This window comes from Brevundimonas sp. GW821-FHT02A10, assembly GCF_059422025.1.
The window spans coordinates 1-26,002 of the sequence record NZ_JBWKWC010000006.1; the positions used below are offsets into that span (position 1 = coordinate 1).

General features: G+C 66.7%; 36 protein-coding genes. 34 read left to right on the forward strand and 2 right to left on the reverse strand.

The annotated features are described in order from the left end of the window. Together AC07U0_RS14975 and AC07U0_RS14980 are read left to right on the forward strand one after the other, a co-directional pair. Window positions 1-205: EF-Tu C-terminal domain-related protein (locus tag AC07U0_RS14975; RefSeq protein ID WP_494719789.1), on the forward strand; the 205-nt coding region annotated here is incomplete at its 5' end. Between the two features lie 126 nt (window positions 206-331). Beyond that, on the forward strand, window positions 332-1,960 hold the full coding sequence (locus tag AC07U0_RS14980) for a carboxylesterase/lipase family protein (protein WP_494720792.1): 1,629 nt from the start codon (window positions 332-334) through the stop codon (window positions 1,958-1,960). On the opposite strand, the gene AC07U0_RS14985 is transcribed toward AC07U0_RS14980, so the two are convergent. Both AC07U0_RS14985 and AC07U0_RS14990 read right to left on the reverse strand, forming a co-directional pair. Next, entirely contained in the window at window positions 1,957-3,027 is a 1,071-nt protein-coding gene (locus AC07U0_RS14985; RefSeq protein WP_494720793.1) for a L,D-transpeptidase family protein, read from the reverse strand. The two genes, AC07U0_RS14980 and AC07U0_RS14985, sit on opposite strands and share 4 nt — an antisense overlap. A 55-nt stretch (window positions 3,028-3,082) precedes the next feature. Then, window positions 3,083-3,892, reverse strand: coding sequence for an SGNH/GDSL hydrolase family protein (locus AC07U0_RS14990; protein ID WP_494720794.1), 810 nt, complete (start codon window positions 3,890-3,892; stop codon window positions 3,083-3,085). A gap of 323 nt (window positions 3,893-4,215) precedes the next feature. On the opposite strand from AC07U0_RS14990, the gene AC07U0_RS14995 reads away from it, so the two are divergent. The 32 genes from AC07U0_RS14995 to AC07U0_RS15150 all read left to right on the forward strand — a co-directional run bounded on the left by AC07U0_RS14995 (window position 4,216) and on the right by AC07U0_RS15150 (window position 25,970). Further along, the gene (locus AC07U0_RS14995; RefSeq protein ID WP_494720795.1) at window positions 4,216-5,388 is read left to right on the forward strand and encodes a GNAT family N-acetyltransferase; all 1,173 of its coding nucleotides are present in this window, start codon (window positions 4,216-4,218) and stop codon (window positions 5,386-5,388) included. Between the two features lie 8 nt (window positions 5,389-5,396). Next, on the forward strand, window positions 5,397-6,302 hold the full coding sequence (locus tag AC07U0_RS15000; RefSeq protein ID WP_494720796.1) for a cupin-like domain-containing protein: 906 nt from the start codon (window positions 5,397-5,399) through the stop codon (window positions 6,300-6,302). Between the two features lie 88 nt (window positions 6,303-6,390). Beyond that, window positions 6,391-7,332 carry a GIN domain-containing protein gene (locus AC07U0_RS15005; protein ID WP_494720797.1) on the forward strand — a complete coding sequence of 314 codons (942 nt, stop codon included), beginning with the start codon at window positions 6,391-6,393 and terminating at the stop codon, window positions 7,330-7,332. Between the two features lie 133 nt (window positions 7,333-7,465). Beyond that, complete coding sequence (locus tag AC07U0_RS15010; protein WP_494720798.1) at window positions 7,466-8,458, forward strand: hypothetical protein; 993 nt, start codon at window positions 7,466-7,468, stop codon at window positions 8,456-8,458. A gap of 311 nt (window positions 8,459-8,769) precedes the next feature. After that, complete coding sequence (rpsJ, locus tag AC07U0_RS15015) at window positions 8,770-9,075, forward strand: 30S ribosomal protein S10 (protein ID WP_003164367.1); 306 nt, start codon at window positions 8,770-8,772, stop codon at window positions 9,073-9,075. A 20-nt stretch (window positions 9,076-9,095) separates the two neighbouring features. Further along, window positions 9,096-9,848: a 50S ribosomal protein L3 gene (gene rplC, locus AC07U0_RS15020; RefSeq protein WP_494720799.1), complete on the forward strand. Its 753-nt coding sequence runs from the start codon at window positions 9,096-9,098 to the stop codon at window positions 9,846-9,848. Then, complete coding sequence (rplD, locus tag AC07U0_RS15025) at window positions 9,848-10,516, forward strand: 50S ribosomal protein L4 (protein ID WP_494720800.1); 669 nt, start codon at window positions 9,848-9,850, stop codon at window positions 10,514-10,516. The genes rplC and rplD overlap by 1 nt, the downstream gene beginning before the upstream one ends. Then, entirely contained in the window at window positions 10,516-10,818 is a 303-nt protein-coding gene (locus AC07U0_RS15030) for a 50S ribosomal protein L23 (protein WP_207870902.1), read from the forward strand. Before rplD ends, AC07U0_RS15030 begins: the two co-directional genes overlap by 1 nt. A gap of 4 nt (window positions 10,819-10,822) precedes the next feature. Beyond that, entirely contained in the window at window positions 10,823-11,656 is an 834-nt protein-coding gene (gene rplB / locus AC07U0_RS15035) for a 50S ribosomal protein L2 (protein ID WP_494720801.1), read from the forward strand. Between the two features lie 2 nt (window positions 11,657-11,658). Then, complete coding sequence (rpsS, locus tag AC07U0_RS15040; protein WP_013268924.1) at window positions 11,659-11,937, forward strand: 30S ribosomal protein S19; 279 nt, start codon at window positions 11,659-11,661, stop codon at window positions 11,935-11,937. A 1-nt stretch (window position 11,938) separates the two neighbouring features. Continuing rightward, window positions 11,939-12,319, forward strand: a complete 381-nt coding sequence (gene rplV / locus AC07U0_RS15045) for a 50S ribosomal protein L22 (protein ID WP_207870904.1) — start codon at window positions 11,939-11,941, stop codon at window positions 12,317-12,319. Continuing rightward, window positions 12,319-13,068 (forward strand): 30S ribosomal protein S3, encoded by a 750-nt coding sequence (gene rpsC / locus AC07U0_RS15050; protein WP_207870905.1) that lies wholly within the window; start codon window positions 12,319-12,321, stop codon window positions 13,066-13,068. The genes rplV and rpsC overlap by 1 nt, the downstream gene beginning before the upstream one ends. Before the next feature lie 5 nt (window positions 13,069-13,073). Further along, entirely contained in the window at window positions 13,074-13,514 is a 441-nt protein-coding gene (gene rplP, locus AC07U0_RS15055) for a 50S ribosomal protein L16 (RefSeq protein ID WP_207870906.1), read from the forward strand. Next, on the forward strand, window positions 13,514-13,711 hold the full coding sequence (rpmC, locus tag AC07U0_RS15060; protein WP_207870907.1) for a 50S ribosomal protein L29: 198 nt from the start codon (window positions 13,514-13,516) through the stop codon (window positions 13,709-13,711). The genes rplP and rpmC overlap by 1 nt, the downstream gene beginning before the upstream one ends. Before the next feature lie 9 nt (window positions 13,712-13,720). Then, window positions 13,721-13,972, forward strand: a complete 252-nt coding sequence (gene rpsQ / locus AC07U0_RS15065; RefSeq protein WP_207870908.1) for a 30S ribosomal protein S17 — start codon at window positions 13,721-13,723, stop codon at window positions 13,970-13,972. A gap of 18 nt (window positions 13,973-13,990) precedes the next feature. After that, window positions 13,991-14,359 carry a 50S ribosomal protein L14 gene (gene rplN, locus AC07U0_RS15070; RefSeq protein WP_077354965.1) on the forward strand — a complete coding sequence of 123 codons (369 nt, stop codon included), beginning with the start codon at window positions 13,991-13,993 and terminating at the stop codon, window positions 14,357-14,359. A 2-nt stretch (window positions 14,360-14,361) separates the two neighbouring features. Beyond that, on the forward strand, window positions 14,362-14,670 hold the full coding sequence (rplX, locus tag AC07U0_RS15075) for a 50S ribosomal protein L24 (protein WP_207870909.1): 309 nt from the start codon (window positions 14,362-14,364) through the stop codon (window positions 14,668-14,670). Beyond that, window positions 14,670-15,230 (forward strand): 50S ribosomal protein L5, encoded by a 561-nt coding sequence (gene rplE, locus AC07U0_RS15080; RefSeq protein ID WP_492033622.1) that lies wholly within the window; start codon window positions 14,670-14,672, stop codon window positions 15,228-15,230. The genes rplX and rplE overlap by 1 nt, the downstream gene beginning before the upstream one ends. A 19-nt stretch (window positions 15,231-15,249) precedes the next feature. Then, window positions 15,250-15,555: a 30S ribosomal protein S14 gene (gene rpsN, locus AC07U0_RS15085; RefSeq protein ID WP_183213197.1), complete on the forward strand. Its 306-nt coding sequence runs from the start codon at window positions 15,250-15,252 to the stop codon at window positions 15,553-15,555. A gap of 14 nt (window positions 15,556-15,569) precedes the next feature. Continuing rightward, window positions 15,570-15,968, forward strand: a complete 399-nt coding sequence (gene rpsH, locus AC07U0_RS15090; protein ID WP_207870911.1) for a 30S ribosomal protein S8 — start codon at window positions 15,570-15,572, stop codon at window positions 15,966-15,968. 1 nt (window position 15,969) lies between these two features. Further along, window positions 15,970-16,503 (forward strand): 50S ribosomal protein L6, encoded by a 534-nt coding sequence (rplF, locus tag AC07U0_RS15095; RefSeq protein WP_494720802.1) that lies wholly within the window; start codon window positions 15,970-15,972, stop codon window positions 16,501-16,503. Window positions 16,504-16,506: 3 nt separating this feature from the next. Next, complete coding sequence (gene rplR / locus AC07U0_RS15100; protein ID WP_494720803.1) at window positions 16,507-16,863, forward strand: 50S ribosomal protein L18; 357 nt, start codon at window positions 16,507-16,509, stop codon at window positions 16,861-16,863. Window positions 16,864-16,875: 12 nt separating this feature from the next. Then, window positions 16,876-17,499 (forward strand): 30S ribosomal protein S5, encoded by a 624-nt coding sequence (gene rpsE, locus AC07U0_RS15105; protein WP_494720804.1) that lies wholly within the window; start codon window positions 16,876-16,878, stop codon window positions 17,497-17,499. Between the two features lie 3 nt (window positions 17,500-17,502). Then, window positions 17,503-17,691, forward strand: coding sequence for a 50S ribosomal protein L30 (gene rpmD / locus AC07U0_RS15110; RefSeq protein ID WP_184277823.1), 189 nt, complete (start codon window positions 17,503-17,505; stop codon window positions 17,689-17,691). Between the two features lie 217 nt (window positions 17,692-17,908). Then, window positions 17,909-18,502, forward strand: a complete 594-nt coding sequence (rplO, locus tag AC07U0_RS15115) for a 50S ribosomal protein L15 (RefSeq protein ID WP_494720805.1) — start codon at window positions 17,909-17,911, stop codon at window positions 18,500-18,502. Between the two features lie 113 nt (window positions 18,503-18,615). After that, a complete protein-coding gene (gene secY, locus AC07U0_RS15120; RefSeq protein WP_494720806.1) occupies window positions 18,616-19,995 on the forward strand; it encodes a preprotein translocase subunit SecY in 1,380 nt (459 codons plus the stop codon). A gap of 29 nt (window positions 19,996-20,024) precedes the next feature. Continuing rightward, on the forward strand, window positions 20,025-20,588 hold the full coding sequence (locus tag AC07U0_RS15125) for an adenylate kinase (RefSeq protein ID WP_494720807.1): 564 nt from the start codon (window positions 20,025-20,027) through the stop codon (window positions 20,586-20,588). Window positions 20,589-20,669: 81 nt separating this feature from the next. After that, a complete protein-coding gene (locus tag AC07U0_RS15130) occupies window positions 20,670-21,386 on the forward strand; it encodes an energy transducer TonB (RefSeq protein WP_494720808.1) in 717 nt (238 codons plus the stop codon). 92 nt (window positions 21,387-21,478) lie between these two features. Then, entirely contained in the window at window positions 21,479-23,968 is a 2,490-nt protein-coding gene (locus AC07U0_RS15135; protein WP_494720809.1) for a zinc-dependent metalloprotease, read from the forward strand. 127 nt (window positions 23,969-24,095) lie between these two features. Continuing rightward, window positions 24,096-24,464: a 30S ribosomal protein S13 gene (gene rpsM, locus AC07U0_RS15140; protein ID WP_207870920.1), complete on the forward strand. Its 369-nt coding sequence runs from the start codon at window positions 24,096-24,098 to the stop codon at window positions 24,462-24,464. Window positions 24,465-24,474: 10 nt separating this feature from the next. After that, the gene (gene rpsK / locus AC07U0_RS15145; RefSeq protein WP_013268944.1) at window positions 24,475-24,864 is read left to right on the forward strand and encodes a 30S ribosomal protein S11; all 390 of its coding nucleotides are present in this window, start codon (window positions 24,475-24,477) and stop codon (window positions 24,862-24,864) included. Window positions 24,865-24,950: 86 nt separating this feature from the next. Further along, on the forward strand, window positions 24,951-25,970 hold the full coding sequence (locus tag AC07U0_RS15150; protein ID WP_207870921.1) for a DNA-directed RNA polymerase subunit alpha: 1,020 nt from the start codon (window positions 24,951-24,953) through the stop codon (window positions 25,968-25,970). Window positions 25,971-26,002: the final 32 nt, after the last annotated feature.

Consider the following 26,002-nt stretch of genomic DNA (forward strand, 5'->3'; position numbering starts at 1 on the left):
CCGCCCGCAGTTCTACTTCCGCACCACGGACGTGACCGGCATCGTTCACCTGAAGGAAGGCGTCGAAATGATCATGCCCGGCGACAACGCCGAGCTGAACGTCGAACTGATCACCCCGATCGCCATGGAAGAGAAGCTCCGCTTCGCCATCCGTGAAGGCGGCCGCACCGTCGGCGCCGGCGTCGTCGCCAAGATCATCGCCTGATCGCTCCCCGCTTTCGCGGGGATGACGAGATGAACAGAACGGCCGTCGGGGAAACCCGGCGGCCGTTTTGCTTTTGGGTCTGGTACAACCGGCAACCTTCACCATTGGCGGCGCGTTGGGAGCCGGATGAGTCACTACCTCCGCGCCGTCCTCTTCGTCCTGATCGGTGCCCTGATGCTGGCCGGATGCGCCCTGCATCCGGGAGCGGTGGCTCGGGTCAGGCTGGCGTCGGATTTGACCCGGCCGGTCGTGACCACCCAGGCGGGCGACCTGCGCGGCATTGATGGCGATGGCGTCCGGGCCTTCCTCGGCGTGCCCTATGCCGCGCCACCGGTCGGCGATCTGCGCTGGCGGGCGCCGCAGCCCGTCGTGGCGTGGGAAGGCGTTCGCGACGCCTCGCGCATCGGATCGGACTGCACCCAGGCGCTTGGTCGTCGCGCCGTGCTGGGCGGCGGGGGCGGGATCGTCTTCGGCAGCGAGGACTGTCTCAGCCTCAATATCTATGCGCCTGCTGGAGAGCCGAGCTCGCCGCGCCCGGTGATGGTCTATCTGCACGGCGGCGCCTTCACCATCGGCGCGGGCGCCAACTACGACCCCGGCCTGCTGGCGGTCGAGCAGGATCGGGTTGTCGTCACCCTGAACTTCCGGCTCGGCGCACTCGGCTGGCTGGCCCATCCGGACTTCGCGAAGGACGGCGACGGCGTGGGCGGCAACTGGGGCCTGATGGACCAGCAGGCGGCCCTGCGCTGGGTCCACGACAACATCTCAGCCTTCGGCGGCGACCCCGGCGACGTCACCCTGTTCGGGGAAAGCTCCGGCGCCTGGAGCGCCTGTTATCTGATGTCGGCTCCATCGTCGGAGGGGCTATGGAGCCGGGTCATCCTGCAGAGCGGTCCGTGTCTGGAACCCTCATCCCTGAACGATGCGGCGACGGCGGCCCAGGCCGGGCCGGGCTTTGCCGAACTGCTGGGCTGCGAGGGGCCAGACGCGGTCGCCTGTCTGAGATCGAAATCCAACGGCGCCATCGCCAAGACCCGCTCGACGCGCAGCGGCCTGAATGGCCCCGGCTCCTGGGGGCCGGTCTTCGGCGACGCCCTGGTCCCGCACAGCCCGGCTGAGGCTTTCGCCTCGGGCGACTTCATCCGCACCCCGGTCATCGTGGGCACAAACGCCGACGAGGGCCGGCTGTTCGCGGTCGAGGTCAAGGACATGGCCCGCTACGACGACGAAACCCGTTGGATGTACGGCGACGAGGGCACGCGGGTCCTGGCCCACTATCCGGTCGGCGAAGAGGGGCCCGGCCTGACGATGGCGCGCAGCTTCACGGACCAGAGGTTCGCCTGTCCGTCCGACGCCTTGCGCCGGGTGTTGTCACGGCATGTGCCGACATACGGCTATGAGTTCGCTGACCCCGCGCCGCCGATCGTCGTGCCCCGCTTCCTGCTGCCCTATGACATGGGCGCCTACCACGCCTCGGAGATGACCTATGTCTTCGGCCGCCCCTGGGCCTTCGCCAGTCCTTCGAAATTTACGCCCGGGCAGGCGGCCCTGGCGCGGCGCATGCGCGATGCCTGGGCGGGCTTCGGCCACGACCGGGCGTTCGAGGCCAACTGGCCGCGCGTCAATGAGCGGGGAACGCCGCTGAAGGCCTTCGGTCCGGCGGGCGACCGGGCGGACGAGGATTTCTTCGTCCGCCACCAGTGCGCCATGTGGGACGGCTCCGACTTCGGCGCCGTGATCCGGCCCGCGCCCTAGCGGAAGTGGACCATCACGCCCGGCTTGACCGCCTCGGCCAGTTCCAGAGCGTCCCAGTTGGTCAGGCGGACGCAGCCGTGGCTGGCGGTCTTGCCGATCTTGGTCGGATCGGGCGTGCCGTGGATGCCGTAGCTGGGGCGGTCCAGATCGATCCAGACGGCGCCGACCGGATTGTTCGGACCGGCGGGTACGGTGACCTTCGGGCCCTTGCCGAAGTTCAGCTTGGCGGGGTCGTAGGTGTAGTCCGGCGTGCGGGCGACGCCATTGACCTTCACCTCGCCCGAGGGGCTGGGATTGTCGCCGCTGCCGATGGTGGCGGGATAGTAGGCGACCAGCTTGCCGGAGGCGTCATAGGCGCGGATGGCCTTCTCGGCCTTTGACACCTCGATACGGGCGATCTCGGGCAGTGTCGCCTGCATCACCGACGGAACCATGATCTTCACGCCCGCCGTCTTGAAATCGACGCCCGGGTTCAGGGCCTGCAGCAGGGTTTCGGAGATGTGGAAGCGTTCGGCGATCCGCTCGCGCGCGGTCGAATAGTTGGTCCCCAGTTCGGCCTGCAGCGACAGGTCGTCGGTCGGGGGCGGGCTGAACGGTCCGGCGACGTCTTCGGCGCTCAGCACATAGTCGGCCATGATCGGCGTCGAGTCGGTGCTCGCCAGGGCCTGGATCATGTCGGCCTCGGTGAAGGTCTCGTCCTCGCGCCCATTGGCCTTGCGCCAGGCCTCGATCGCCTGACGCGTGTTCGAACCACGCAGGCCGTCGATCTGGCCCGGCGAGAAGGGGGTGCGGTCCAGCAGGACCTGCAGGCGGATCAGCCCGGCGTCGGGCGGGGTGTCGGCGGCCGGATCGGGCGCCTCCACCGCATGGCCGGAGACGGCGGTGTCCGGCACGGCCTCGGGCGTCGGAATGCCGCCTTCGATCTCGGCCCGGCTCAGGCCCGGCGTCACGCCCGGCGCCGGCGCCGCGACGCGGCTGTTCTGGCGGTCGGGCGACCCGCAAGCCGCGAGTGAACCGGCGGCGAGTGGAAGGGCGGCGGTGACGAGGAGCAGGAGACGCAGACGCATGGGGCACTCTTTATACGGCAAGGCTTGATGAAGGCTTCAGGCGCCGGAGAGTTCCCTATCTCAGGGCGGCGGCCAGACCCTCGGCGGTGATGGCGGCCCAGCAGGCATAGCCTTCGTCATTCATATGCAGGTCGTCCGGACCGATGCCGCCCCGGCTGAGACGGCCCCAGGCCTGCATGGCCTCGAAGCGGCGCTGCACCGCATAGCCGACGCGGCTGCCCTCCAAGGCGATCAGCCGTGCGGCCTCGCCCAGCTCGGTGTTCTTGCCCCGGAAATTGACGCCGTTCTCGGGCAGGCGTTGAGGATCGACCAGAAGCACGTCGACATGGGCCGCCGACAGGATGGCCTCGCCGCGCTGAAGGTCGGCGGCGACATCGTTCCACGGCCGGGCGCGCAGGATGTCGTTGGTGCCCAGCTGCCAGATGACCAGATCGGGCTGGAAGCGCTCGATCTCGGCCTGCAGCCGGTTGACGGTTTCATGGGCCGTCTCCCCGCCGATGCCGCGGTTCCAGACATTGACCGCGACCTCGGGCATGCGCGCGCGCAGGTCGGTCTGGAGCAGGGGGACGAAGCCCAGCTCGGCCCGGCTGGCGCCCACGCCCTCGATGCTGGACGAGCCGATGGCCAGGATGTTGAGCCGGTTCTGGGCTACCGCGGCCTTCGACCGCTTCAGGCCGTCGCCGGCCAGGACCAGGCTGTCGCCGCTGACCGGGCAGGCCGCCGCGCCTTCCGGGGGCGTCTGGGCCGGGGTCGGGATCGCCGGCTCCGTCGCGCGGGGGGCCGTTTGCGCCCGGGCGGCGCCGGTCAGGATCAGGCCGAGGCCGATCCCGGCGGCGGCGGTCAGCAGGACAGTCTTCAGTCTCACCCGTTCTCTTCTCCGGTTGCGGGGTCGGTGGCGGTTTCGCCGGAATTGCTCGAGCCCTCGGACCCGCGCGGCTCCGTCGCCGGACGCGGGGGTTCGCCCTTGGGGCCCGGGCGCAGGTTCTCGTTCTCGACGGCTTTGTCTTTGGGACGGTTGGGGGAGGTCATTGCAGTCTTCCTGATTATCCACGGTCTGGCCGTCTGCGGCAACGCTCGGGGCGAAGGTTCGGCTCCGGACCCCGGCGGCGAAAGGTCTCGTTCACCATCCCGCTAAACCGTCCCGAAACGGCGGTCCGTTAAGGGTGTCGGCTGAAATCGGAGAGCCGCATGACCGGAACCCTTGAGGTCGAGATCATCAGGCCGGAGGCGCTGACCCCGGCCGACGAGACCCTGTGGCGCGCCATGCTGGCCGCTGACCCGGTGCTGGCCAGCCCCTATTTCCGTCCGGAGTTCACCCGCGTCGCCGGCGCGATCAGCCCCGACGCGGCCCTCGCCGTGTTCAAACGGGACGGCGAGACCGTCGGCTTCTTCCCGTACCAGAAGCGTGGCGGCGCCATCCAGCCGCTGGGCGCGCCGATGAACGACTATCACGGCGTCGTCGCCTTCCCCGGTCAGGCGCCGGATCTGGAGACGGTCGCCCGCCTGCTGGACGCCCCGCGCCTGCGCGTCAGCGCCTGGGTGGGGGAGGCGGGCTCGACGGAGGAACGCCAGACCCTGATGGTTTCCATGCCTGATGAAGGATTCGACGCCTGGTACGCCGAGCGCCGCTCGACCTGGGGCAAATATTTCAAGGACAAGGAGCGGGCCCGCCGAAGCCTCGAGGCCGAGCAGGGTGCGATCACGGTCGAGCGCAACCTGCGTGACCCGGTCCTGCTGGATCAGCTGATCGCCCTGAAGCGCGACCAGTACAAGCGTACCGGCCGCCACGACATCTTCGACTGCGGCTGGACCGCCGAGCTGCTGCACGCCCTGCTCAAGACCGAGGGCGAGGACGACTTCGGCGCCTCGATGGCCGCCATGTACGCGGGCGGCAAGCTGGTGGCGGTGGAGTATTCCCTGCACGCCGGCGGCCGCTACCATTTCTGGTTCCCGGTCTATGAGCCGGCGCTGGCGCGCTGTTCGCCGGGCATCCTGCTGAGCATGGACACCATGCGGCTGGCCTCGGAGAAGGGCTATCGGGTCTTCGACTTCGGCTTCGGCGGCGAGGGCTACAAGAAATATTTCTGCAATGCCGTCCAGACGGTGCGCGAGGCCGTGGTCATGCGCCCCGGCCTGAGCTCGGGCATCAGCAATGCGGCGGTCGGCCTCCTGAACGCGGCGGGCAAGCGGCGCGGCGACCGGCTGCGCACCAGCGTCCGGCGGCGCTGGGCGGCGATCGAGGCCTGCGAGACCACCTCCATGGACCGGCTCAAGGGCGCGGTCGAGGCGGCCCAGGTGGCGCTGAGCAAGGGCAAGGCCCGCGCGGCCCAGCGCCTGGCCGATCCGGCGGTGAGCGGATGAGAGATCAAGTGACGAAACGCACCCGCTACCCCGGCCCGATCACCGAGGCGAAGAAACACCCGCATGACCTCGTGGAGCGCGGCTTCGCGACCGACGAGGCCCTGGCCCAGGTGCTGGATCGCTATCCGGCCGATCTGTTCGACATCAACCTCTACGACTACGACGCCGAGGGGCAGGTCTCGCTGCGCACCGGCGCGCGCGGCCAGCTGTCGGGCGACAAGCTGCTGGAGGCCATCCAGGCCGGGCGGCTGTGGGTCAATCTGCGCGACGCCCAGAACGGCTGCCCCGATCTGTGGGCCGCGGCCATGGGCGAGTTCAAAAAGATCGAGGCGACCTATCCGGGGCTGAAGGCCGTCCGCAACGCCGGCCAACTGATCATCTCCTCGCCAGTCGCGCGGGTGCCCTATCATTTCGATCCGGCCGGGGTGGTGCTGTTCCACCTGCGCGGCCGCAAGCGGATCTTCGTCTATCCGGGCGACGAGGCCCATCTGCCCGAGCGCAATATGGAGCAGATCGTCGCGCGCCAGACGACCGAGGAACTGCCCTATGTCCGCGCCTTCGAGGCCGACGCCCAGGTCATGGATCTGGAGCCCGGGGAGGCCCTGACCTGGCCGCTCTATGCCCCGCACCGGGTGGAGAATCTCGACCGGTTCTGCGTCAGCCTGTCGATGGACTTCCAGACCTGGCCGTCGCGGTTCAGGAACGGCGCTCTTTATACCAACGCCGTGATGCGCAGCCGGGGCGGCTCGCCGCGCTTCACCGAAGGCATGTCGACGCCGGAACTGGCCGCGCGCTGGGCCGCGTCGCTGGCGCTCAAGAAGGTGGGCGGGCTGAAGAGCAGGCTGGACAGCTTCGAACGCGACTTCGAACCCGAGGTCGGCGCGGCTGACGGGGCAGGGGCCCTGAGGGCCTGAGATTAAATCGAGGTCATGACACCGAGTTAAAATGACTTGCTCGGGGTACGGCGGCATTTTCCGGTCATCGCCGGAGAGGAAACCCGTCATGAATTTCGCAGTCGTCGCCACCGCCGCTTCCATCGCTGTCCTCGGCTTTGCCGCCATGGCCGCCCCCGCATCCGCCGCTGACGGCCCTGAGGTGAAGGTCCGCTATGCCGCCGCCCGGATGGTGGTGATCGTCGAGGATCGCGCCGACGTGGCCGTGGAGATCGAGGGCGGCTCGGCCAACCTGCCGCGCCCGACCGTCACCCGGGTCGGCAATGAAGTCCGCATCAACGGCGAACTGGGCCGCAACCCCATCCGCAACTGCCGCAGCGGCCCCGCCACGGCGCGTCAGCCGGGCGAGGGCGCCTCGGTCGAGGTGCGCAACCATGGCCGCGTCGATCTGTCGGCCGCGCCGCTGATCGTGGTGCGCACCCCGCGCAACGTCGATGTCTCGACCCAGGATTCGGCCGTGTTCGGCTCGGTCGGCCGCGGCGCGAACCGGATCGAACTGGCCAGCGGCGGCTGCGGCGACTGGACCGTGGCCAATACCACGGGACACATGGAGCTGGCGGTCGGCGGTTCGGGCAGCATCCGCGCCGGAACCTCGGCCAGCCTTGAGGCCTCCATCGGGGGCTCGGGCCGGATCAACGCCGGCGCGACCGGCGATCTGGACGCCTCCATCGGCGGCTCCGGTACGGTCATCGTCAGCCAGGCCTCGGGCCAGGTCGACGCCTCCATCGGTGGGTCGGGCGACATTCGCGTCGGCGGCGGTAATCCGCGCTCGGTCGACGCCTCCATCGGCGGCTCGGGCGATATCGTCATCCAGGGGGACGCCGGCCCGCTGGACGCCTCCATTGCCGGCTCGGGCAATGTCACGGTGACCGGCACGGTCGCCAGCCTCGACGCCAGCCTCGTCGGCGGCGGCGACGTCCTGGTCGGCCGGGTGACCGGTTCGGTCTCCCAGTCCGTCATGGGCGGCGGCCGGGTCCGCATCGGCCAATAAGCGCATCGGTCGGTCGGCTCACACCGTTTGACTGAAGGAAGGCCCGCCCACGCCCCGGCGGGCCTTTCGCATGTCTGGCGCACGTCAGGATCCGACACTCGCCGAAGCGACGGAGCTGCGGCATCCTCGATCCATGATCCGGACCGTCCCGCTCGCCGCCGCCGTCTTCGCACTCGCCCTGCCGACCATGGCCATGGCGCATGATGCTGCTCCGCCCGAGGGCTTCACCTGGCTGGTGCTCAAGGGGCTGAACGATCTGCACGATGATCCCGAGGACCCGACCAACGGCCCGCCCATCGTCACCGGGGTCCCCGATGGCGTACTCAAGCCGGTCGACATCAATCAGGACGGTCAGGCCGACTGGCTGATCGACTGGCCCCAGGAGATTTCCGTCTGCGGCACCGGCGGCTGTCTGAAGTCGCTCTACGTCAGCGGCCCGGACGGCTTCACCCGGGCCCTGGACCGCCAGGTTCTCGAGTTCGACATCCGGACGGTCGGCGACGAGGTGCGCGTCGAGGCCATGGTCCACCACGGCGAGTGCCCGAGCCAGGAAGCCGCCGGCGACTGGGACTGCCGCTACGCTTGGGCGTGGGACGAGACGGCGAGGGCGCTGATCCCGCGCCCGACCCGTGAGGGTGCGACGATGCTGGACGGCGCCGGCTCCGCGCCGGTGGAGCCGATTCTGATCAATGGACGCACGCCGCCGCCGGCGAATCTGCCCGACGCCCTGGCGGCGCTGTGGGACTCGGCCAAGGTCGTCTGCGCCGCCGACTGGGCCGAGACAGGCCAGTACGCCCTGCGCCCGACCATTGGCCGCCTTCCCGACGTGGACGGCGACGGGGTCCCTGACTGGTCCGTCGTCCTGCCACGTGACTGCGACGCCGCACCGGAGGGCGGGGTGTTCATCTGGCGCGCCGGGGCCGACAACGCTGCGACCCTGATCTATGAAGGCAAGACCGCCGCGCGATTCCGAACCGACGTCTCGACCTCCCCCGCCGTGATCTCGGTCAGCCCCGCCTGCGAGGTTGAAGGGGAGGGGCCCGGGACGGGGGGAATGGGCGAGTCCTGCCGTTACGTTTCACTGCATTGGAACGTCGCAACGCAAAGACTCGAGCCTCGGGCGTAAAAGCCCGCGCTGACTCGGTTTCAGGGCCGATCGGTGCTTGACGAAAACGGAATCGAACGTCATAAGCCCCAACTCTTGTTGGACCGGCTGTGCGGCGAACCCCTCGGGGCAAGTCGCAGACGCGGTCCGCAGGAACGACCTCGGATTGTTCTTTGTAGCGAACCAGGACTTCAACGGCCTTCGCAGGCGACTGCGTGGGCCGATCGTTTTTGCGGACGTGCGTACTCTGAAGGCGTTTTCGCCTGAAGGCCTCCGGTCTTTGAAATGGTTCACAGGGACGCAGGTTCGCCTGCTTGGGAAATAAGACCGATATGGATCAAAGCATCCGCATCAGGCTCAAGGCCTTCGATCACCGCGTCCTCGATTTTTCGACGCGCGAAATCGTGAACACGGCCAAGCGCACGGGCGCCACTGTTCGTGGTCCGATCCCGCTGCCGACCCTGATCGAAAAATTCACCGTGAACCGCTCGCCGCACGTCGATAAGAAGTCGCGCGAACAGTTTGAAATCCGCACGCACAAGCGCGTGCTCGACATCGTCGACCCCACCCCGCAGACCGTGGACGCGCTCATGAAGCTCGACCTGTCCGCCGGCGTGGACGTCGAGATCAAGATTTAATTAGAAAGAGGCGGGATCCGATGCGCACGGGCGTGATCGCCAAGAAGCTGGGCATGACCCGCGTGTTCGCCGAAGACGGCGCGCACGTTCCGGTCACTGTGCTCCAGCTCGACGACTGTCAGGTCGTCGGCCAACGCACTCAGGAGCGGGACGGCTACGTCGCCCTGCAGCTGGGTGCCGGCGCCAAGAAGGCAAAAAACACCAACAAGGCTCAACGCACGACCTTCGCGAAAGCGGAAGTCGAGCCGAAGCACTACGTCACCGAGTTCCGCGTGTCCGACGACGCGCTGATCGACATCGGTGCGACCCTGTCGGCGGACCACTTCGTCGCCGGCCAGAAGGTCGACATCCAGGGCGAGACCATCGGTAAGGGTTTCGCCGGCGCCATGAAGCGCTGGAACTTCGGCGGTCTGCGCGCCACGCACGGCGTTTCGCTGTCGCACCGTTCGCACGGTTCGACGGGTAACCGCCAGGACCCGGGCAAGACCTTCAAGGGCAAGAAGATGGCCGGTCACTACGGGACCGAGATCGTCACCACCCAGAACCTGACCGTCGTTCGCGTTGACGCTGAGCGCGGCCTGATCCTGATCAAGGGCGCTGTCCCGGGTCACGAAGGTTCGTGGGTCAAGGTTCGCGACGCGCACAAGAAGCCGTTCGCCGACCTGCCCTTCCCCGGTTCGTTCAAGAAGAACGGCGCCGTGGCTGCTGCTCCGGCTGAAACGCCGGCTGAAGAAGCCCCGGCCGTCGAAACGACCGAAGGCGGTGAAGCGTAATGAAACTCTCTGTCATCAAACTCGACGGCAAGGCCGCTGGTGACGTGGAACTGTCGGATGTCGTTTTCGGCATCTCCGACATCCGCGGCGACATCCTGGCCCGTTACGTCAACTGGCAGCTGGCCAAGCGCCGCGCCGGTACGCACAAGGTTCAGACCCGGAACGAGAATTCTCGCACCGGCAAGAAGATGTACAAGCAAAAGGGCACCGGCGGCGCTCGTCACGGTTCGCGCCGTGCGCCGCAGTTCGTCGGTGGTTCGCGCGCTTTCGGCCCGATCGTTCGCGATCACGGCTTTGATCTTCCCAAGAAGGTCCGCGCCCTGGCCCTGCGTCACGCTCTCTCGTCGAAGGCCAAGGCCGGCGACCTGGTCGTGGTCGACACCCTGACCGTCAAGGACGCCAAGACCTCGGGTCTGCGCGAAACCTTCGGCAAGCTGGGCTGGACCAAGACGCTCATCATCGCCGGTCCCGAAGTTGACACCAACTTCGCCCTGGCGTCGCGCAACATCCCGCACATTCACGTCCTGCCGAACGCCGGCCTGAACGTTTATGACATCCTGCGGGCCGACAAGCTGGTTCTGTCGAAGGCCGCTGTGGAAGCCATCGAGGCTACCTACGCCGACTACAAGCCCTCGCGTCGCGAGCAAGCCGAGAAGGAAGCCGCGTAATGGCCGCCGCTCCCACCGCCAAACACTACGACACGATCCTGTCGCCGATCATCACTGAGAAGGCCACGATCCTGTCCGAGCAGAACAAGGTCGTCTTCCGCGTCGCCGGTACGTCCACCAAGGACGAAATCGCCGCCGCCGTTGAAAGCCTGTTCAAGGTCAACGTTCTCAAGGTCAACACCATGGTGACCAAGGGCAAGACCAAGCGCTTCCGGGGTATCCTCGGTCGTCGCGTCGACATCAAAAAAGCGATCGTGACGCTGGCCGAAGGCCAGTCCATCGACGTCACCACGGGGCTCTGATCAGATGGCCTTGAAGACTTACAATCCGACTTCGCCGGGCCGTCGCGCCCTGGTGCTGATCGACCGCTCGGAGCTCCACAAGGGCCGTCCCGAGAAGTCGCTGACCGAAGGCCTGACCAAGTCGGGCGGACGTGGTCAGGGCGGTCGCATCGCCGTTCGCTTCCGCGGCGGCGGCGCCAAGCGCCTGTATCGCAAGATCGACTTCAAGCGTCGCAAGTTCATGACCGCCACGGTCGAACGCCTGGAATACGATCCGAACCGCACCGCCTTCATCGCCCTCATCACCTATGAGGACGGCGAAAAGGCCTACATCATCGCGCCGCAACGCCTGAAGGCGGGCGACACGATCGTGGCCGGCGAAAAGACCGACGTGAAGCCTGGCAACGCCATGCCGCTGCGCGCGATCCCGGTGGGTACGATCATCCACTGCGTCGAGATGAAGCCGGGCAAGGGCGCCCAGCTGGCCCGTTCGGCCGGCGCCTACGCCCAGCTGGTCGGCCGCGATCAGGGCTACGCCCAGATCCGTCTCGGCTCGGGCGAGCTGCGCATGGTCCTGGATGGCTGCATGGCCACGGTCGGCGCCGTTTCGAACGCCGATCACATGAACCAGAACCTCGGCAAGGCCGGTCGCGTTCGTCACATGGGCTTCCGTCCGCACGTTCGCGGCGTCGCCATGAACCCGATCGACCACCCGCACGGTGGTGGTGAAGGCCGGACCTCCGGTGGTCGCACCCCCGTCACGCCGTGGGGTAAGGACACCAAGGGCACCCGTACCCGCAAGAACAAGGCGACGGATAAATACATCATCCGTACCCGCCACGTTAAGAAGGCTCGCTAAAGATGGCTCGCTCCTCCTGGAAAGGCCCGTTCGTCGACGGGTATCTGCTCAAGAAGGCCGACGCCGTTTCGACGTCGGGCCGCAAGGACGTGATCAAGACCTGGTCGCGTCGCTCCACCATCCTGCCGCAGTTCGTGGGCCTTACTTTTGGCGTCCACAACGGTCACAAGCACGTCCCCGTGCACGTGAACGAGGACATGGTCGGCATGAAGCTGGGCGAATTCTCGCCCACCCGTTCGTTCCCCGGCCACGCCGCGGACAAGAAGGCGAAGCGGAAGTAACATGCCCAAGACCAACAATCCCCGCCGCGTCGGCAATACGGAGGCTCGCGCCAAGCTGACGAACGTCCGTATCAGCCCTCAAAAGCTGAACCTCGTCGCGCAGTCCATCCGTGGTCTGCCGGTGCAGAAGGCGCTGAACGAACTCGAGTTCAGCCGCAAGCGCATCTCCGACGACGTCCGCAAGGTCCTGTATTCGGCCGTCTCCAACGCCGAGAATAACCACAACCTCGACATCGACAACCTGGTCGTCGCCGAGGCTTTCGTGGGCAAGAACCTGGTGATGAAGCGTTTCGCGAGCCGCGCTCGTGGTCGCTCCTCGCGCATCCTGAAACCTTTCGCGGAAATCACGATCGTGGTCCGCGAAGCCGGTGAGGCCGCCTGATGGGTCAGAAAATCAATCCGATCGGTTTCCGCCTCGGCGTGAACCGCACCTGGGACAGCCGCTGGTTCGCCGACGGCGTCAACTACGCCCGCCTGCTGCACCAGGACCTCAAGCTGCGTACGTGGCTCAAGGAACGCCTGAACGCCGCCGGCGTCTCGCGCATCATCATCGAGCGTCCGCACAAGAAGTGCCGCGTGACGATCTACGCCGCCCGTCCGGGTGTCGTGATCGGCAAGAAGGGCGCTGACATCGAGAAGCTCCGCAAGGACATCTCGGCTCGCACCGAAGGCGAAGTTCACCTGAACATCGTCGAAGTCCGCAAGCCGGAAGTCGACGCGCAGCTGATCGCCGAGAACATCGCCCAGCAGCTGGAACGCCGTATCGCGTTCCGCCGCGCGATGAAGCGTTCGATGCAGTCCGCCATGCGCCTCGGCGCCAAGGGCGTCCGCATCAACGTCTCGGGCCGCCTCGGCGGCGCTGAAATCGCCCGTATGGAATGGTACCGCGAAGGCCGCGTGCCGCTGCACACCCTGCGCGCCGACATCGACTATGGCTTCATCGAAGCCAAGACGACCTACGGCATCATCGGTGTGAAGGTCTGGGTCTTCAAGGGTGAGGTGCTCGAGCACGACCCGATGGCCCAGGACAAGCGTTGGGCCGCTGAAGCTGCGGGTCCGTCGTCGAACGAAGGCCGCGAACGCGGTGGTCCCCGCGGTGACCGTGGTCCCCGTCGTGGTCGTGAGGGCTAAGGAACATGCTGCAGCCTAAGAAAACCAAGTACCGGAAGGCCTTCAAGGGCCGCATCCACGGCGCCGCCAAGGGTGGCTTCTCGCTGAACTTCGGGTCCTACGGCCTGAAGACGCTGGAGCCGGAACGCATCACTGCGCGTCAGATCGAAGCGGCCCGCCGCGCGATCACTCGCCAGATGAAGCGTCAGGGCCGCGTCTGGATCCGCGTCTTCCCCGACCTGCCCGTCACGGGCAAGCCCGCCGAAGTCCGTATGGGTAAAGGCAAGGGCGCTGTGGATCACTGGGCGGCGCGCTGCCACCCGGGCCGGATCCTGTTCGAAATCGACGGCGTTGCCGACGATGTGGCGCGTGAAGCGCTGCGTCTGGGCGCCGCCAAGCTGCCGGTTCGCACCAAGGTGGTCACCCGCCTGGACGCCGGTATCGCTCACGTGGAGCACGCCGCCTGATGACCAAGATCGCTGATCTCCGTTCCCAGACGACGGACCAGCTGGGCGACCAGCTGCTGTCCCTCAAGAAGGAACAATTCAACCTGCGCTTCCAGGCGGCCACCGGCCAAATGGAAAAGACTCACCGCGTTGGTGAAGTCCGCAAAGACATCGCTCGCATCTCGACGCTTCTGCGCGAGAAGCGTGCGGCCTCGTAAGGAAACACTATGCCCAAGCGAATTCTCGAAGGCGTGGTCGTGTCCGACAAGGGCGACAAGACCGTCGTCGTCGTCGTCCAACGCACGCTGCTGCACCCGGTCATGAAAAAGATCGTGCGCCTCTCCAAGAAGTACCACGCTCACGACGAAGCCAACGCCTTCAAGGAAGGCGACGTGGCCCGCATCGTTGAGTGCGCCCCCAAGTCCAAGCTGAAGCGCTGGGAAGTCCTGTCCAAGGACACCTCGGCCTCGGCCTCGTAATCAGAAGGATCTGACACTATGATCCAGATGCAAACTAACCTGGAAGTGGCCGACAATTCGGGCGCCCGCCGGGTCATGTGCATCAAGGTGCTCGGCGGCGCTAAGCGTCGCTACGCCTCGGTCGGAGACACCATCGTCGCTTCCGTCAAGGAAGCGATCCCGCGCGGTCGCGTGAAGAAGGGCGAGGTCGTTCGGGCCATCGTCGTTCGCACCGCCAAGGACATCCAGCGCAAGGACGGTTCCGTCATTCGCTTCGACAAGTCCGCCGCCGTCATCGTCAACAAGCAAAACGAGCCGGTCGGCACGCGGATCTTTGGCCCGGTTCCCCGCGAACTGCGCGCCAAGAACCACATGAAGATCATCTCGCTGGCCCCGGAGGTCCTGTAACCATGGCCGCCAAGATCAAGAAGGGCGACCGCGTCGTCGTCCTGACCGGCAAGGACAAGGGCCGCACCGGCTCCGTCGCCAAGGTCCTGCCCACCGAGAACCGCGTCCTGGTGACCGGCATCAACATGGTGCAGCGCCACACCCGTCCGACCCAGGGTGATCCCCAGGGCGGTATCAAGAACAAGGAAGCCTCGCTTCACCTGTCGAACGTCGCGATCGCCGACGCCAACGGCAAGGCGACCCGCGTCGGCTTCCGCGTGGAAGGCGACAAGAAGGTTCGCTTCGCCAAGACCACGGGAGACGTCATCTAATGGCCGACACCAAGTACACCCCGCGCCTCAAGACGGAATACGTCGAGCGCATCAAGGGCGTGATGACCGAGAAGTTCGGTTACACCAACCCGATGCAAATGCCCAAGCTGGACAAGATCGTCCTGAACATGGGCATCGGCGAAGCCGTCGCTGACTCCAAGAAGGCCAATGCGGCCCTCAAGGATCTGACGCAGATCGCCGGTCAGAAGGCCGTCGCCACCAAGGCCCGTAACTCCATCGCCGGCTTCAAGCTGCGCGAAGGCATGGTCATCGGCGGCAAGGTCACGCTGCGCGGCGACCAGATGTATGAGTTCCTGGACCGTCTGATCACGATCGCCCTGCCGCGCGTGAAGGACTTCCGTGGCCTGAAGCCGACGTCGTTCGACGGTCGCGGCAACTACGCCATGGGTCTGAAGGAGCACATCGTGTTCCCGGAAATCAACTACGACCAGATCGACCAGATGTGGGGCATGGACATCATCGTCTGCACCACGGCCAGGACTGACGACGAAGCGCGCGCGCTTCTGACCGAGTTCAAGTTCCCGTTCGTGAAGAACTGAGCGGGAAGGGAAAAGCACAATGGCAAAGAAAAGCGCCGTAAACCGTAACGAAGCCGTCAAGGCCCTGGTTGCGAAGTATGCCGCGAAGCGGGCCGCCCTCAAGGCGACCGCCAACGACGAGAGCCTGCCTCTGGAAGAGCGCTTCGAAGCGCGCCTGAAGCTGGCCGAGCTGCCGCGTAACTCGGCCGCCGTCCGTATCCGCAACCGCTGCGAAGTGACGGGCCGTCCGCGGGCCTTCTATCGCAAGCTCAAGATGAGCCGTATCGCCCTGCGTGAACTCGGCAACCTGGGTCAGATCCCGGGTCTGACCAAGTCCAGCTGGTAAGGGGAGCGACAGACATGATGATCAACGATCCCCTGAGTGACATGATCACTCGCATCCGCAACGCGCACATGCGCAAGCGGTCCAAGGTTCTCACCCCGGCCTCCCGTCTGCGTCAGCGCGTCCTCGACGTGCTGCAGGACGAAGGCTACATCCGCGGCTACTCCCTGGTTCAGAACCCGGGCGAGTTCCCGCAGTTCGAGATCGAGCTCAAGTACTTCGACGGCCAGCCGGTCATCGCCGACATCGCTCGCGTGTCCAAGCCGGGCCGCCGCGTTTATTCGGCCATCGGTGATCTGAAGCCGGTCAAGAACGGCCTGGGCATCTCGATCCTTTCGACTTCGAAGGGCGTCATGTCTGACGCCGCCGCTCGCGACGCCAACGTCGGCGGCGAAGTCCTCTGCAGGGTCTACTAAGATGTCCCGTATCGGAAAACGTCTCATCGCAGTGCCGAAGGGCGTGACTGTCACGCTCAACGGCCAATCCGTCACCGTCAAGGGTCCCAAGGGCGAACGCTCCTGGACCGTCGCCGACGAGATCGAAGTCACCCAGGATGAAGCCGGCCTCTCGCTCGGCCTCAAGGTGGACACCCAGCGCGCTCGCGCGATGTGGGGTCTGTCGCGCACCCTGGTCGACAACATGGTCGTTGGCGTCACTGACGGCTTCGAACGCAAGCTCGAACTGGTCGGCGTCGGTTACCGCGCCGCCCTGAAGGGCAAGGACCTGTCGCTGCAGCTCGGCTTCTCGCACGAAGTCGACATCGTGGCTCCCGAAGGCGTGACCTTCGTGGTGCCCAAGCAGACCGAAATCAGCATCCAGGGCGCCGACAAGCAAGTCGTCGGCGAGCTCGCGGCCAACATTCGCAAGCTGCGTCCGCCGGAGCCCTACAAGGGCAAGGGCGTCCGCTACGCCGGCGAAAAGGTCCGTCGCAAGGAAGGCAAGAAGAAGTAAGTCATGGCTCTTTCTCTGCAACAACAAGCCAAGCGCCGCACCGAACGCAACCGCCGCCGCCTCAAGGCCGTGGCCAACGGTCGCCTGCGCCTGTCGGTCTACCGCTCGGACAAGAACATCTCGGCCCAGATCATCGACGACGCCAATGGCGTCACCGTGGTCGCTGCCTCGTCGCTGGAAGGCGGCAAGGGCGCCAGCGGCTCGAACGTCGAGGCTGCCGCCAGGATCGGCAAGCTGGTCGCTGAACGCGCCATCGAAAAGGGCGTCACCGACGTCGTCTTCGACCGCGGCGGTTACATCTATCACGGACGGGTGAAGGCGCTGGCTGATGCCGCGCGTGAAGCCGGCCTGAACTTCTAAGGGACGCGACAGATGGCGCAACAACCCCAACGTGGCGGCGGCGGCAACGACCGCAATCGTCGCGACAACAACCGCAACGCTCCTGTCGTCGATGGTCCGGATTCGGACATCGTCGAAAAGCTGGTCCACATCAACCGCGTCGCCGCTACCGTCAAAGGCGGTCGCCGGTTCTCGTTCGCGGCCCTGATGGTGGTCGGCGACGGCAAGGGCCGCGTCGGTTTCGGTCACGGCAAGGCGCGCGAAGTGCCGGAAGCCATCCGCAAGGCGACCGAAGAAGCCAAGAAGACCATGATCCGCGTTCCGCTCCGCGAGAACCGCACCCTGCACCACGACGGTCAAGGCCGTTGGGGCGCCGGCAAGATCATGATGCGCGCTGCCCCTCCCGGGACCGGCGTCATCGCGGGTGGTCCGATGCGCGCCGTCCTCGAAACCCTCGGCGTCCATGACGTCGTGGCCAAGTCGAGCGGTTCGTCGAACCCCTACAACATGATCCGCGCCACGTTTGAGGCCCTCAAGGTCCAGTCGTCGCCGCGTCAGGTCGCTTCGAAGCGTGGCAAGAAGGTCGCTGACCTGATGGGCCGCCGCAACGACGGCGCCTCGGCTCCCGCCGAGACTGCCGAAGCCGTGGAGTCCTAAGTCATGGCCGAGAAGAAAACCGTCACCGTCAAGCAGACCGGTTCGCCGATCCGCCGCAAGAACGACCAGCGCGCCACCCTGGTGGGCCTGGGTCTGAACCGCCTGGGCCGCGAGTCCACGCTGGAAGACACCCCCTCGGTTCGTGGGATGATCGCCAAGGTCGCCCACCTGACCGAGATCGTCGAAAAGTAAGACGAACGTCTATCGCCCTTCCCCTCGGGGGAGGGCGGGTCGTCCAGAACGACCGGCAAGGGGCGGCTCCGCAAGAGTCGCCTTTACTGCTGTCCGGGGAGCCGCTATAGCGCGCGACCTTGAGTTTCGGGTCCGGATCCGTCCGGCCCCGCCGTAAAAATCGAAACAGCCGAGTCCGCTGCTGCAGCGGGCGCTAGAACCCGAAAGGATCAGGCACATGAAACTGAACGAAATCCGCGACAACCAGGGCGCCCACAAGAAGCGCATGCGCGTCGGCCGTGGCCCGGGCTCGGGCAAGGGCAAGACCGCCGGTCGCGGCGTCAAGGGTCAGAAGTCGCGTTCGGGCGTCGCCATCGGCGGCTTCGAAGGCGGCCAGATGCCGCTGTACATGCGTATGCCGAAGCGCGGCTTCAACAACGCCAACGCTCTGAAGCTGGCCGAAGTGAACCTGTGGCGCCTGCAAGACGCGATCGACGCCGGCAAGCTGGACGTCAAGGGTGAGATCAAGGGCGACGCCCTGGTCGCCGCTGGCGTCATCCGTCGCGTCAAGGACGGCGTCCGCATCCTGGGCACCGGCGAAATCAAGGCCAAGCTGAACCTGGTCGTCTGGTCGGCCTCGGCCGGCGCGATCAAGGCCATCGAAGCCGCCGGCGGTTCGGTCGTGCAGGAGCGCATCGCCGCTGAAGCCAAGGCCGCCGCTGCCGTCGAGAAGCGCAACGCCGCCAAGGGCAAGGCTCCGGCCCCCAAGGCTCCGCGTGGCGACGCCAACAAGATCTCGGCCCGTACCACCCGTACGGCTGCCAAGGCCTAACGAATAAAGCTTGAGGGGCGGTCTCGCTAAGAGGCCGCCCTTCGCCTATCTGGACTGTGGCCCCGGATTCTCTCTCGGTCTGGCCGCGTTCTGATCAGTCGGGGTAACGACATATGGCTTCGGCCGCCGAACAACTCGCAGCCAATATGAACATGGGCTCGTTCGCGAAAGCGACCGACCTGCACAAGCGGCTGCTCTTCACGCTTCTGGCGCTTCTGGTCTACCGCATCGGCACCTATGTGCCGATCCCGGGGATCAACTCCGAAGCCTTCCTGCAGTTCTTCCAGGATCCGAACGGCAAGCGCGGCATCCTGGACATGTTCAACATGTTCTCGGGCGGCGCCGTTCAGCGGATGGCCGTCTTCGCCCTGAACGTCACGCCCTACATCTCGGCGTCGATCATCGTCCAGCTGATGGGGACGGTGTATCCGCCGTGGGAAAAACTGCGCAAGGAAGGCGGCGAAAGCGGCCGCAAGACCCTGAACCAGTACACCCGTTACCTGACGGTGTTCCTCGCCCTGGCCCAGTCGCTGGGCATCGCGGCGGGCCTGAACGCCCAGGCCGGTCTGATCGACCAGCCCGGCATCTTCTTCATCGTCTCGACCGTGACCTGCCTGACCGGCGGCACCATGTTCCTGATGTGGCTGGGTGAGCAGGTGACCACGCGCGGCATCGGCAACGGCATCTCGCTGATCATCTTCGCCGGTATCGTGGCGGTCCTGCCCGGCACCGTGGTGCGCCTGTTCGGCCTGGCCCAGCAGGGTCAGCTGTCGGCCTTCGCCCTGCTGGCGATCGGCTTCCTGGCCATGGCCACCGTCGTCTTCATCGTCTTCATGGAGCGCGCCCAGCGCCGCCTTCTGATCCAGTATCCGAAGCGCCAGGAAGGCAACCGGATGTCCGGCGGCGAACGCTCGTTCCTGCCGCTGAAGGTGAACACCGCCGGGGTCATCCCGCCGATCTTCGCCTCGTCCCTGCTGATGCTGCCGTCGACCGCGGCGACCATGCTGGTCAACGCCGACCTGCCGAACTGGCTGAGCTGGCTGCCGATGGTGACCGCCCAGCTGACCCACGGCCAGCCGCTGTTCATGGTGCTCTACGCCGCCCTGATCATCTTCTTCTGCTTCTTCTACACCTCGATCACCTTCAACCCCGAGGACACGGCCGAGAACCTGCGCAAGTACGGCGGCTTCCTGCCGGGCATTCGTCCGGGCAAGCGGACGGCGGAATATCTGGACTACGTCCTGACCCGCCTGACGGTCATCGGCGCGGCCTACATCACCGCCGTCTGTCTGATCCCGGAGGCGATCGCCGCCTCGATGGGCCCGAGCCTGCTGTTCGGCGGCACCTCGATCCTGATCGTGGTCTCGGTGACGATGGATACGGTCGCCCAGATCCAGTCCCAGCTGCTGGCGCACCAGTACGAGGGTCTGATCAAGAAGGCCAAGCTGCGCGGTCGTGGTGGACGTGGCGCCCCGACTCCCGTACGCCGGTAATAATACGTGATCGCTTTGGGAGGGCGGCTTTGAACCTGATCCTGTTCGGACCGCCGGCCGCCGGCAAGGGCACGCAAGCCAAACGCCTCGTCGAAGGCCGCGGCATGGTGCAGCTCTCGACCGGCGACATGCTGCGCGAGGCCATCGCCTCGGGCTCTGAGCTGGGCAAGCAGTGCCAGGCCATCATGTCCGAAGGCGGCCTGATCGCCGATGACATCGTCATCGCCCTGATCGAGGCGCGTCTGAAGGAGGCCGAGGACGCCGGCGGAGCCATCTTTGACGGCTTCCCGCGCACCCTGGGTCAGGCCCAGGCGCTCGACGCCATGCTGGCCAAGCTCGGCAAGCAGATCGACCACGTCGTCCGCCTCAAGGTCGATGACGAAGCCCTGCTGGAGCGGGTCGCCAAACGCTATGCCGACCAGGGCCGCCCGGACGACAATCCGGAAAGCTTCAAGGTCCGGCTGGACGCCTACAACCGCAACACCGCGCCCCTGCTGCCCTACTACAGCGACAAGGATCTGCTGACCGAAGTCGATGGCATGGGCTCCATCGAGGCCGTCGCCACGGCCATCGATGCGGCGCTCGACGCTTAAGCTTCCTATCGGGCGTCAGGCGACGTTCATCCGCGTCATGCGTTAGGGTCCTTCTGGACTCCGCAGGATGACCCTGACCCCGTGACGCCGCCCCGCCCGCATCTCTCGCCGAAGAAGAGCCGTAACCTGCTCGTGGCGTCCGGCGTCGTGGTCCTTCACCTGGGCCTCTTCGCCCTCGTCGGGCTGGAACAGGTTCCGGGCGAACAGGTCGGGCCCGGCCTGCCGCCCATCTTCGTGGAACTGGTTCCTCCGGTCCGCCCCCCTGAGCCCCCGCCGGAAAAGACCGCCCCCGTCGAGGGCGGAGGCGCGCCCGCCGCCCCGTCGCGAGTCCATGTGACGCCCAAACCGCCCGAGAAGCCTCTGCCCGATCCGCCGCCCGCGCCGATCCAGCAGGCGCCCAAACCCGATCTCATCGTCGGCGTCGCCCCGACGGCCGGCCCGACGCCCGGCCTCGGTCTGGGCGGGCAGGGGACCGGCTCCGGCACGGGCGTCGGCTCGGGCAACGGTCCCGGCGTCGGCGACCGGATGGCGCCGCGCATAATCCGTGGCCCGGCGCTGCGCGACGTCATGCGAGCTCGGCCGCGCGGCGCACGGGGGCGTGGGGAAGTGGGTATCCTCTGCCGGGTCCGGCTGGATCAGACGCTGGACCAGTGCCGGGTCGTCAGCGAGACGCCTCCGGGACAGGGCTTCGCCGAAGCGGCCTTGCCACTGGCCTCAGCTTTCCGGTTCCTGCCGCCGACCGAGAACGGCGTGCCGGTCGAGGGCCAAACCGTGGTGGTCGGTGTCAGGTTTCCCTGATCCGGTTTGATCCGCGCACGGTTGTGACGCCGCGTTGACACTCGCCCGCCAATCACCGCCTTATCGCGCCGCAGCGTAGCGGGGGATCGGGCATGGGCATGGGCATAGGCATGGGCATGAAGCGGACAGCGACGGCGATCGCTTTGGTGTTGGCCCTGTCCGGCGCCGCCGCCCCCGCCTTCGCCGCCGACCCCGCGCCCAAGACTTTCGCCGAGGTGACCGCCGGCCTGACCCGTCAGGAGGGCCTGCTGCCCGTCTTCGTCGATCAGGACGGCGGCAAGGTGCTGGTCCAGCTGCCGGCTCCGGGCGCCGACGGCGTCATGACCCGCGTCATTCACCACACGGCCCTGCGCACCGGCGTCGGCTCGGCGGTGACGGGTCTGGACCGCGCCCAGATCGGCGCCACCAACATCCTGGCCTTCCGCCGCATCGGCAAGAAGATCGTCGCCGAGTTCGAGAACCCCAAATACGAGGCCCCGCACGGCTCGCCGGAGGAACAGGCCGCCGCGCGCGACGCCTTCGTCGGCTCCACCGTCTGGGCCGGAGACGTGGTCGCGACCGCACCCGACGGCTCGGTCCTGGTCGATCTGTCGGGCTTCCTGACCCGCGACGCCATGGGCATTGTCGAGACGCTGAAGGCGACGGGGCAGGGGTCTCTCAAGGCCATGGCTGATCTGACCATGGTCGATCCGGCCGCCACCCGCGACTTCCCCGAGAATCTGGAGATGGAGGCCCGCCTCACCTTCGGGGTCGACACTCCCGGCCGGGAACTGTCCCAGATCGCGCCCGAGCCGCGTCTGGCGACCTTCACCGTCCACCACAGCTTCATCAAACTGCCGGACGACCAGTATGTCCCGCGCGAGTTCGATCCGCGCACCGGCGCCTTCGCTACCGTGGTCACCGACTATTCGGCTCCGCTGAACGCGGCCATGGTCCACCGTCTGGCCAACCGCTTCCGGCTGGTGAAGACCGATCCGGCGGCGGCGCGCTCGACCGTGGTCAAGCCGATCGTCTTCTATGTGGACCGCGCCGCGCCCGAGCCGATCCGCTCGGCCCTTGTCGAGGGCGCCAACTGGTGGGCCCAGGCCTTCGACGCCGCCGGATATATCGACGCCTTCAGGGTCGAGGTCATGCCCGAGGGCGCGGATCCTCTGGACGCCCGGTACAACGTCATCAACTGGGTCAATCGCGCCACCCGCAGCTGGTCCTACGGCCAGAGCGTCTCGGATCCGCGCACGGGCGAGATCGTCAAGGGCTCGGTCCTGCTCGGCTCCCTGCGCATCCGCCAGGACATGCTGATCTTCGAAGGTCTGGTCGGCGCCGACCACACCGGCGACGGCTCGGTCAACGACCCGCAGCGCATCGCCCTGGCCCGCATCCGCCAGCTGGCCGCGCACGAGGTCGGACATGCCATCGGCCTGCAGCACAATTTCGCTGCCAGTACGCAAGGCCGCGCTTCGGTCATGGACTATCCGGTGCCGAAGATCGGCATTACCGCCGACGACCAGCTCGACTTCTCGGACGCCTATGCCGTGGGCATGGGCGCCTGGGACGACTTCGCCATCGACTGGCTCTATGCCGACGCTGATGCCGCGACGCTGGAGAAGAAGGCGGAGGCGGGCAGGGCGCGCCTGCGCTTCGCCAATGACGCCGACTCGCGCGTGGGCGGCGACGCCCAGCCCTGGGGCAGCCTGTGGGACAATGGAGAGGACCCGGTGGCCGAGCTGGACCATATCCTCAAGATCCGCCGCATCGCCCTCGACCGCTTCGGCCTGAACAACCTCCCGGCCGGCGCCGCCGTCAACGACCTGCGTCGCCGTCTGGTGCCCATCTACCTCTATCACCGGTACCAGGTGGACGCTGTGTCCAAGCTGGTGGGCGGCATCGACTACTCCTACCCGGTCGCGGGCGGCGGGCAGGAGGCGGCGACCGCTGTCCCGGCCGACGTCCAGCGCGCGGCGCTGGCGGCCCTGTCCCGCACCCTCAACCCCGCCGAACTGGACCTGTCCGAGCCGCTTCTGGCCCTGCTGGCCGCCCAGCAGTCGGGCGACGGCGATCCACAGAACGACATCGAGGTGTTCAAGGGCCTCAATGGTCGGGCCTTCGATCCGGGTGTGGCCGCCGACGTCGCCGCCGACGTGACGCTGGACGCCCTGTTCGCCCCCCAGCGGGTCAACCGTATCGCCGACGCCGGCCGCCGCGATCCGGCGGCCCTGGGCCTGGGCGAGACGGTGGACACCATCGTCACCGCAGCCTTCGCCCCTGCAACCGGCCGCCTCGCGGAGCCTTCGCGCCGGGTCCAGGCCCAGACGGTGCTCAAGCTCGCTGGCCTGCTGCGCGGCGACGACCTGTCCAGCACCTCGGCGGCGATCATCGACGACCGGCTGCAGACGCTCGCCCTGAAGCTCAAGGCCTCGCGGGCCGCCGACCCGGTCCAGCGCGCCCACGATCGCTGGCTCGGCGCCCTGATCGGCGACCGCGAGCGGCTGGACCAGCTGCTGGAAGGCAAGCATCATGCGCCCGCCACCCCGCCCGGATCTCCGATCGGCGCAGAGGAGGGTTGGCATGATAACGATGCGTAAACGCCTTCCCGGTGTTGACCCGAACTGAATCACCTGTATAAGGCGCGCTTCCCGCGAAGGGCGCCACGCTCCTGGTCTGTTGACCGGAGCGTTTGTTGCGTCCGATCACGCGTATCTGGAGAGCTTCGTGGCCCGTATCGCTGGCGTCAATATTCCGACCAACAAGCGCGTGGAAATCGCGCTGCAGTATATTCACGGCATCGGCCCGGCCGCCGCCAAGGACATCACCGCCAAGGTGGGCCTCGAGCCCGCGCGCCGCGTGAACCAGCTGACGGACGCCGAAGTCCTGCAGATCCGTGAGACCATCGACCGCGACTACACCGTCGAGGGCGACCTGCGTCGCGAGACCTCGATGAACATCAAGCGTCTGATGGACCTGGCCTGCTACCGCGGCCTGCGTCACCGTAAGGGCCTGCCGGTCCGCGGCCAGCGCACCCACACCAACGCCCGCACCCGCAAGGGTCCCGCCAAGCCGATCGCCGGCAAGAAGAAGTAAGAGCTGACAGATGGCCAAGGAACCGGGTCGCGTAAAGAAGCGCGAGCGCAAGAACATCACCTCGGGCGTCGCCCACGTGAATGCGTCGTTCAACAACACCATGATCACGATCACCGATGCCCAGGGCAACGCGATCTCGTGGTCGTCGGCGGGTCACATGGGCTTCAAGGGTTCGCGTAAGTCGACCCCTTACGCCGCCCAGATGGCTGCTGAAGACGCGGGCAAGAAGGCCCAGGAACACGGCGTCAAGACGCTGGAAGTCAACGTCTCGGGTCCGGGTTCCGGCCGTGAGTCCGCGCTCCGCGCCCTGCAGTCGGTGGGCCTGACCATCACGACCATCCGCGACGTCACCCCGATGCCGCACAACGGTTGCCGTCCGCCCAAGCGCCGCCGCGTCTAAGCGAACCGCCGCCGACCCATTCTCCGCGGGTTCCGCCTCCCTGACGAGGTGAGAGGAACCCGCGAAACTCGTTTCGAGGGACACCTATGATCGAACGTAACTGGCAAGAGCTGATCCGTCCCGAGAAGCCGCAGATCGAACTCGGCTCCGACGCCCAGCGCAAGGCGCGCCTGGTCGCCGAGCCTCTCGAACGCGGCTTCGGCGTGACCCTCGGCAACGCGCTGCGTCGCGTCCTGCTGTCGTCGCTGCAAGGCGCGGCCGTCACCGCCATCCAGATCGACGGCGTCGTTCACGAATTCTCGTCGCTGGAAGGCGTGCGCGAGGACGTGGTCGACATCGTCCTGAACATCAAGCAACTGGCGCTGCGCATGCACGCCGAGGGCCCCAAGCGCATGACGCTGAAGGCCACCGGTCCGGGCGTTGTCACCGCCGGCCAGATCGACGTCCCCGCGGACATCGAGGTGCTGAACCCGAACCACGTCATCTGCACCCTGGATGACGGCGCTTCGATCCGCATGGAACTGACCGTCCAGAACGGCAAGGGCTATGTCGCTTCGGAGTTCAACCGTCCGGAAGACGCCCCGATCGGCCTGATCGCCGTCGACGCCCTGTATTCGCCGGTCAAGCGCGTCGCCTATCGCGTCGAGCCGACCCGTCAGGGCCAGTCGCTGGACTACGACAAGCTGGTGCTGGAAGTCGAAACCAACGGCGCCGTCTCGCCGGTTGACGCGGTGGCCTACGCCTCGCGCATCCTGCAAGACCAGCTGCAGATCTTCATCACCTTCGACGAGCCGAAGAAGGCCGTTGAAGCCACGGACGGCAAGCCCGACCTGCCCTTCAACCCGGCCCTCCTCAAGAAGGTGGACGAGCTGGAACTGTCGGTCCGTTCGGCCAACTGCCTGAAGAACGACAACATCGTCTACATCGGCGACCTGATCCAGAAGACCGAGGGCGAAATGCTTCGCACCCCGAACTTCGGCCGCAAGTCGTTGAACGAGATCAAGGAAGTGCTGACCTCCATGGGTCTGTCGCTCGGCATGGATGTGCCGAACTGGCCCCCGGAGAACATCGAAGACCTGGCCAAGAAGTTCGACGACCAGATCTAGTTTTAACCCTCCGCCCAATCCCCTGACCGGGG